This is a genomic window from Hyphomicrobium sp., assembly GCF_036780825.1.
Lineage (GTDB): Bacteria > Pseudomonadota > Alphaproteobacteria > Rhizobiales > Hyphomicrobiaceae > Hyphomicrobium_C.
On the sequence record NZ_DAIQCD010000031.1, the window covers coordinates 23,683 to 31,375 of the forward strand.

The window sequence follows — 7,693 nt, forward strand, 5'->3', positions numbered from 1 at the left end:
TCAGTACGCTGTGACCCAACAGCTGCTGTAGCCTTCGGCCTTGAGCTGCGAGCAGACCGAGTTGGCCGAATCCCGCGACCCTGGCGGGCCAACCAGCAGCCGGTGATAGGTGCCCCTCTCGCCGAGATTCGCTTCCTGCACGTCCGGCGTCTTGTTGTTCAGGATCGTGCCGTACCTTTGCTGCATGTCGGCGAACTGCTTGAGCGCGTCGATGCGGCTGCTGCCGGAAGCGGGCACCGACGCCAGCACCGCCACATAGCCGGCGCTTGCGGTCTTCGGCTTCGCGGCCACCGCGGCGGTCTTGCGCGGCGCCTCTGCCGCCTTTCGAGATGCCTCGGGGCGGGTTGCCGGTGCGGCCGCCTTGGCCTGCACGGCGCCGGTCTCAGTGGGCATGGCCGCGCCCGGCGTCCGGCCCGGAGGCGCCACCGTGAGCGGCCCGCCGCCGTTGCGTGAAGCTGCCGCCTGCTGCTGCATGCCCGACGCGCGGTCGCCCGACCCCGTGGGCCGCGTCGGCGAAGGCCCATCGAGCCCGTCGATCACGGTGAGGCCCGGAACGGAGACGACGGCGCTGGTCTGACCGGACTCCACGGACCGCGGTGGCTGGATCGAGCCGTCGCGCCCCACCGTCACCACCGGCACCTTGCGCACGCCGGAAAGCTCGGACTCCGGCGTCTCGCCGCTTTCACCGAGGCGTCCCATGATCTTGCTGTCCGTATGCGCGAACTGCTTCCCGCCCGGGTCGGACGGCTTCACCTTCGAAGGCCCCTCGGCACTTTTCACCAGAGGCGTGTTCTTCCCGTCCGCGGGGTCCATGATGCCATTGTAGGCGATGACGAGACCGCCACCGGCAAGAACGGCACAGGCAGCAAGCCCCACCACTTTCTTCCAGGCGCCACGGCGAGGCGCCTTCTCGTAGCCGGCTTCGTCCTCGGCATAGCTCTGGTCGAACATGCCGTGCGGAGCCGGCGGCGGCGCCGGCTGGTAGCCCATCGCCTCGGGATCGAACGCCCCACCCTCAGCGTCCGCACCGCGATAGGCCTCCGCGCCCCAATCCGCTGCCTCGGAGGGCGGGTGCGCATATTCGTCGTGGCCGTAATCGCGAGGATCGAGCCCGATGCTCGGCGCGCCCCACTGGTCAGCCTCCGCCTCCATGCCGGGCACAGCAGTCTCGTAGCCACCTTGATAAGACGGCGCGGGCGGTGGCGCCCCCCTGGAAAGCGGAGGATCGGCGAAAACGGGATCGTATCCGTTGCCGTTCCCCTGTGGCCCGCCATAAGAGTTTGCCCCATGTGACGACGGCTCGAACGCCCCATAAGGATCGCTTGCGGAATTGAACGGCGGCTCCGGTGGCAAGGCCGGCGCCTGCGGCGCCCGTCCCTGGCCGCGAGGAATTTGCTGCGGATCCGCATATCCCTCGACGCCATAGGCACCCGAGGGCGGATGTGAGGGCTGCCCATAGCCGTAGCCATCGGGGCGCAGCGCTGCATAGGGATCGTGCGGAGGGGCATTGCTATGACGCCCGACACCCTCGGGAGGCTGCCCGTAGCCGGCAGGATCAGCATAGGCGGGCGGCTGGGCGGCCGGCCGTCCCGTCCGCGGCTGGGGGCTCTGCTGGGGCGGCCATCCTAGCTGTTCGTAATGTGGCGGCTGAGGTGTATGCGGCGCGTGAGGCGCATGTGGACGGCTATCTTGGGCGCGTCCCTGCGCGCTCGGCGCCTGATTGTGCGGCAGAGGATTGTTATACCGTGTCATCTCTCGGAACCCCTTATCGCACCTCGGGGGAAGCGCGATCTCGGCGCCTCTCGCCGGCGTCCTGCCATGCCGGCCGAGCGGCAGCCCTTGCATCGCTGACGGCCGGTCCGCCAGCGCACTCATCTACCCCAAGTCGCAAGTCAGAACATATCGCAAGCCGAGCTTGACCGATGCGTAGATCTCGCCCTCGAATCGAGAGTTTAGCGCATGGCCTCCGGCGCGCCGACACCGAGCACCGTCAGCCCTGAGGATAACACCTGCTGCAGTGAGGCCACGAGTGCGGCCCGGGCAGCTGTCATCGCCCGATCACCCGCCTGGATAACGCGTAATTGTGGCAAATCATTGCCTCGCGTCCAATGCGCGTGAAAAGCGGAAGCCAAATCATAGAGATAGAAAGCCAGCCGGTGCGGCTCGTGGGCGCGCGCCGAAGCCTCGATCAAGGCCGGGAAGAAGGCCGCCTTCTTGATCAGATCGAGCTCGCCCGGGTCCGTGAGCAGCGACAGGTCCGCCTCAGGTCCTCCTTCGCGGGCCGTATCGATGTCCGGGAAGGCTTCACGCGCATTGCGCAGCACCGAGGCCGCGCGCGCATGTGCATACTGCACATAGAAGACGGGATTGTCCTTCGACTGCTCGGTGACCTTGGCAAAATCGAAATCGAGCGGCGCGTCGTTCTTGCGGTAGAGCATCATGAAGCGCACCGGATCGCGCCCCACCTCGTCCACCACGTCGCGCAGGGTCACGAAGGTGCCGGCCCGCTTCGACATCTTGAACGGCTCGCCACCCTTGAAGAGCTTCACCAGCTGGCAGACCTTGATGTCGAGATCCGCCGCGCCGTCCGAGAGCGCCCGCACGGCGGCCTTCATGCGCGGGATGTAGCCGATGTGATCGGCGCCGAACACGTTGATCAGGTGCCGGAAGCCCCGCTCGAGCTTGTCGTAATGATAGGCGATGTCGGCGGCGAAATATGTGTAGCTGCCGTCCGACTTCCTAAGCGCCCGGTCTGCATCGTCTCCGAACGCTGTGGAGCGGAACAGCGTCTGCTCGCGCTCTTCCCAATCCTCGTCGTCGTGGCCCTTGGGCTTTTCGAGCACGCCCTTGAAAATAAGTCCCTTGGCAGAGAGCGCCGCAATGGCGGCCTCGACCTGGTTCTTCTCGCCCGTGGTCAGCGAACGCTCCGAAAAGAACACATCATGGCGGATGTTGAGCGCGGCGAGATCGTCCTTGATCATCGCCATCATGGCGTCGATGGCGAAGCTGCGCACGATCGGCAGCCACTCCGCTTCGGGTTTATCGAGCAGAGCGCGCCCATGCTGCTCGGCGAGCGCCGCTCCGACGGGCTTCAGATAATCGCCAGGGTAAAGACCGGCTGGGATCTCGCCGATGTCCTCTCCGAGCGCCTCCCGGTAGCGCAGGAACGCCGAGCGCGCCAGCACGTCCACCTGCCCGCCGGCGTCGTTGATGTAGTATTCGCGCGTCACGTCGTAGCCGGCGAAGGCCAGCAGGTTGGCGAGCGCATCGCCGAACACGGCGCCGCGGCAATGGCCCACGTGCATGGGCCCCGTCGGGTTCGCCGAGACATACTCGACGTTTGTCCGCGTGCCCTCCCCGGCTCTGGAGGCTCCGTAGCGGGCGCCCTCGGACAGAATGGCGGCCACCACATCGTGCCAGAATCCGTCGCGCATACGCAGGTTGAGAAAGCCTGGTCCCGCGACCTCGGCCGAGACCACGTCGGGATCGGACCTCAGCGCCTCCGCCAGCGCCTCCGCAATGTCGCGCGGCTTCATGCGGGCGGCCTTCGCCAGCACCATGGCGGCATTGCAGGCGAGATCGCCGTGCGCGGCGTCGCGCGGCTGCTCGACGGCCACGGCCCCGAAGTCGAGCCCTGGAGGCAGGACGCCCTTCTCCTCGAGGCCCCTGAGCACGGCGAGCACCCTGCCCTCGACTTCCGCAAACACGTTCATGAAACGAACCCCTATACGGACGTTCTCAAATCAATGTGCGACAACTGCTACGAAACCGTCATGACCGCGCGGGCGGCCATCCACGCAAGCGTCCACACCCGAAAGGAGAGCTGTCGTGGATCCTGGCCTTCGCCAGCATGACGAGAGAGTGGCATTCCGCGACGCCAGCGTCGCCACGGCTTCAGGCTCGCGGACCCAGATCCCCGAACGGAAAAGCATCGGCCCGGCTATCGTAATTCCGGCGTGACGTCAAACAGGAGACGGTGCTGGTCGATGGCGTAGCGATCCGTCATGCCGGCCACGAAATCGGCGATGACCCGCGCCCGCGCCCGCTCCGAAAGGCCACGCTGCGCCTCGCGCCAAGTCGGCGGAAGCGCGTCCGGATCGTCGAGATAGCGAGCGAACAGGCGGGCGATCACCGCTTCGGCCTCGTCCATCACGTGCATCACCTTTTGGCTGCGGTAAACGCGCTCCATGAGGAAGCTTTTCAGCCCCCGGAGATCCGCCGCCATGCGGGGCGAGAAGGCAACGATGGCCCGGCTGGCGGCCCGGATGTCGTCCGGAGAGGCCGGCGCAAGAGCGGCGAGACGCGTGCGCGCTTCCGTCACCACATCGTGGATGAGGATCGTGATCAGCCGCCGCGTCACCTCGTAGGTCAGCCGGCTACGCAGCCCGGAAGCCTCCGCCGCCGGCAGCGCCGCGACCACGGCGCCGACGAGCGGGGCGTCGCGCAGGCCGTCGAGGGTCAGGAGCTCCGCGCGCAGCCCATCGTCGATGTCATGGCTCACGTAGGCGATATCGTCAGCAAGCGCGGCCGCCTGCGCCTCGCCCGACGCCCACCGGGCGGGCTCGAGGCTCCGCCATGCTTCGAGCGCGCGGATCACCTTGCGCACCGGTTCGTGCATCGCCTCCACGATCGGCCCATTGTGCTTGGCAAGCCCCTCGAGCGTTTCCCAAGTGAGATTGAGCCCGTCGAAGGCGAGATACTTGCGCTCGAGCGCTGTCACCACCCGGAGGCTCTGCGCGTTGTGGTCGAAGCCGCCGAAGCGCGCCATCAGCCCATCGAGCGCCCGTTCGCCGGCGTGCCCGAACGGCGGGTGCCCGAGGTCGTGCGCCAGCGCCAGCGCCTCCGCCAGGTCCTCATCGAGCCGGAGTTGGCGCGACATCGTGCGTGCGATCTGCGCCACCTCCAGGCTATGCGTCAGACGCGTACGGTAATGATCGCCTTCGTGGAAAACGAACACCTGGGTCTTGTGGATGAGCCGGCGGAACGCCGTCGAGTGCAGGATGCGGTCGCGGTCGCGCTGGAAGGGGCTGCGCGTCGGGCAGTCGGGCTCCGGAAAGCGCCGCCCCCGCGACGCGACCGCGCTCGCCGCATAGGGCGCCGGAGCGCGCTCGCCGGGCCTCAAGCCTCCGCCGTATGCGGCTTCATCGTCCCTCACGTTTCGTATCGCCCCGCTCATGTGGCCAAAGCACCCTAACCGCTGAATTGCGCCTGCCGGGCCTCGCGCGCCGTTTGACTTGGGCGCGCCCGCTACTATCTTCGTAGCAGATTTTGCTTGTCCCGGGCGGGTGCGCCCCGAAGGCGAAGCAGGCTCGAAGAAAGCCCCTGAAGGAAGCCAATGTCAGAGACCTTGACCCCGACCGACCGTGTTACGCTCACGGAGCGCGCCGCTAGCCGCATTGCCGAGATCGTGGCCGCCGAGCCCGCCGGCACGATGCTGCGTGTCTCGGTGGAAGGGGGCGGTTGCTCCGGCTTCCAGTACAAATTCGATCTGGTCTCCGATACCGCAAGCGACGACGTCGTGATCGAGAAGAGCACGGCCAAGGTGCTGGTCGACCCGGTCTCCCTCGAATATCTCGCTGGCTCTGAGATTGATTTCGTCGACGAGCTGATCGGCGCCTCGTTCAAGATCGTGAATCCGAACGCCACCGCCTCCTGCGGCTGCGGCACAAGCTTCTCGCTCTGAGCGCCGGCGTGAAAGTCACCACCTGGAATATCAACGGCATCCGTGCCCGCATCGAGGGCGCGCTCGCTTACGTACGCGAAGCCAGACCCGACGTGCTCTGCCTGCAGGAGATCAAGTGCGTCGATGAGGGCTTCCCGGGCGAAGCCTTTGCCGATCTCGGCTACAACATCGCGACTCACGGCCAGAAGGGCTTCAACGGCGTCGCCCTCCTTTCGCTCCACCCACTCGAGGACGTCGAGCGCGGGCTGCCCGGCAACGACGATGATGCGCAGGCGCGTTACATCGAGGCCACCGTCACGGCGGGGCAGGTATCGGCTCGCGTGGCGTCTATCTACCTGCCGAACGGCAACCCCGTCGGCACCGAGAAATTCCCCTACAAGCTCGCCTGGATGGAGCGTCTCGAAGACCGGGCCCGCACTCTGCTCGCCTCCGAGATGCCCGTGATCCTCGCCGGCGACTTCAACGTCATCCCGGACGCGATCGACGCCAAACGTCCCGAAGCCTGGCGTAATGATGCGCTGTTCCAGCCCGAGAGCCGCGCTGCGTTCCATGCGCTCGGCCATCTCGGCTATCTCGACGCGGTGCGCGCCTGCCACCCCGATCCGGGGCATTACACGTTCTGGGATTATCAGGCCGGCGCCTGGCAGAAGGACGACGGCATCCGCATCGACTTCCAGCTTCTTTCGCCACAAGCGGCGGACCGGCTCGCCTCGTCCGGCATCGATCGCTTCACACGGAGCTGGGAGAAGCCCTCGGACCACGTCCCCGTTTGGGTCACGCTCGCCTGACGGCACGTCCGGCTTTTCTGCCGTTCAGAATGGTAGGCGCGAAAGCCAGCGCTCTATGCTTCGTCGGAGAAGCGGTGCCAGCCCCTTTGAGCGTTGGCTATTTTATCGCGGAGCTCCGGAAGAAGCCGTCCCCGGCGCCGCCACGTCACGCAGCCTCGGAACATCGACCGTCATGCTTCCATATTCAAACGTCGCCTCGGCCGCAGGCAGCCGGGCCGTCGTCGCTCCGGAGCGAACGGGGATTACGTCCACGGGCTTCCCATCCTTGCAGGTCCGCACGGGACCAGCCGGAAGCTGCGGCAGACCGCTGCGATCGTAGGAAACTGCGGGCCGGCGCCCGTAGCGGTTGCCCCACTGCGCCACGATTCCGGTCGCCTGCTTGCGCGTGCCATCGCCCGCCCCACAGAAGATGTTCTGGTAGATGTCCTCAATCCACATGGCGTCCTGCGCCGGCGCGTTGTCCACTGCAACGGCGATCAGCGCCAGTGCGCGGGCCGGATCCGGCTCCACGTGCTTCCCGCGCCAGAGAAGATCGGCGAAGAACGCCTGCGCGCCGGCGTGCCCGTTCTGACTCAGCACCGAAAGCCAGTGGCGCCCGAGCGGCACATTGGTTTCGACACCCTCGCCCGTGAGCTGGAGCTTGGCGAGCTCGAACTGGGCGTCCTCGTCGTTGAAGGTCGTCGAGGCGTTCTTGAGATAGAACACCGCGCGCTCCGCATCCGGCGAAAGACTGATCTCCGGCAGGCCGCGAAGCATATAGCCGGCCAGTGCGGTGAGTGCCTTGCCAACGTAGCGGGCCCGCGGGTCATCGGGGTCCACGTCGAGGTGCTCGTCGGCGATTCTCTCAAAGAGCGCGTAGGCCCGGGCGTGGTCCGTGTAGGGCCCGGTGCTGTCCTGATAGATCTTCGCGAGATAGTAGCTCGCCATGAACTCGCCCTTGCCGGCCGCGAACGTGAGGGCCGGCATGGCAAGCTCGTAATAGCCGCCCTGATAGGCGCTGACGCCCTGCCGGAGCGCATCTCGCGACGAGCTGAAGGAGGCCGCCTGAGCCAGCGCTGCCGCCGGCACGCACGCCATTACGATCAATCCGAGTAACAGCTTAGATGTCCGCATAGCAAACAACTTCCGCCTTCCCGCCTGCGTGGGTGACGGCGCCGAAGCGGGCCGGTCCCACTTGATCCGCGAATTTTCTGATCGCCCCGCTCTGGTACGCGTTCGGCGG

The 7,693-nt window shown here is 66.7% G+C and carries 6 protein-coding genes; 2 read left to right on the forward strand and 4 right to left on the reverse strand.

What is annotated here, in order from left to right; genetic code table 11:
* From V7P99_RS11790 to V7P99_RS11800, 3 genes are all read right to left on the reverse strand, one after another.
* Window positions 1-1,752 (reverse strand): SPOR domain-containing protein, encoded by a 1,752-nt coding sequence (locus V7P99_RS11790; RefSeq protein WP_333795018.1) that lies wholly within the window; start codon window positions 1,750-1,752, stop codon window positions 1-3.
* Between the two features lie 200 nt (window positions 1,753-1,952).
* Window positions 1,953-3,713 carry an arginine--tRNA ligase gene (gene argS, locus V7P99_RS11795; protein ID WP_333795019.1) on the reverse strand — a complete coding sequence of 587 codons (1,761 nt, stop codon included), beginning with the start codon at window positions 3,711-3,713 and terminating at the stop codon, window positions 1,953-1,955.
* 227 nt (window positions 3,714-3,940) lie between these two features.
* Window positions 3,941-5,176 carry a deoxyguanosinetriphosphate triphosphohydrolase gene (locus tag V7P99_RS11800; RefSeq protein WP_333795020.1) on the reverse strand — a complete coding sequence of 412 codons (1,236 nt, stop codon included), beginning with the start codon at window positions 5,174-5,176 and terminating at the stop codon, window positions 3,941-3,943.
* 159 nt (window positions 5,177-5,335) lie between these two features.
* On the opposite strand from V7P99_RS11800, the gene erpA reads away from it, so the two are divergent.
* Window positions 5,336-5,683 carry an iron-sulfur cluster insertion protein ErpA gene (gene erpA, locus V7P99_RS11805; RefSeq protein WP_333795021.1) on the forward strand — a complete coding sequence of 116 codons (348 nt, stop codon included), beginning with the start codon at window positions 5,336-5,338 and terminating at the stop codon, window positions 5,681-5,683.
* 8 nt (window positions 5,684-5,691) lie between these two features.
* Window positions 5,692-6,471: an exodeoxyribonuclease III gene (gene xth / locus V7P99_RS11810; RefSeq protein ID WP_333795022.1), complete on the forward strand. Its 780-nt coding sequence runs from the start codon at window positions 5,692-5,694 to the stop codon at window positions 6,469-6,471.
* Window positions 6,472-6,573: 102 nt separating this feature from the next.
* On the opposite strand, the gene V7P99_RS11815 is transcribed toward xth, so the two are convergent.
* Complete coding sequence (locus V7P99_RS11815) at window positions 6,574-7,584, reverse strand: tetratricopeptide repeat protein (protein WP_333795023.1); 1,011 nt, start codon at window positions 7,582-7,584, stop codon at window positions 6,574-6,576.
* Window positions 7,585-7,693: the final 109 nt, after the last annotated feature.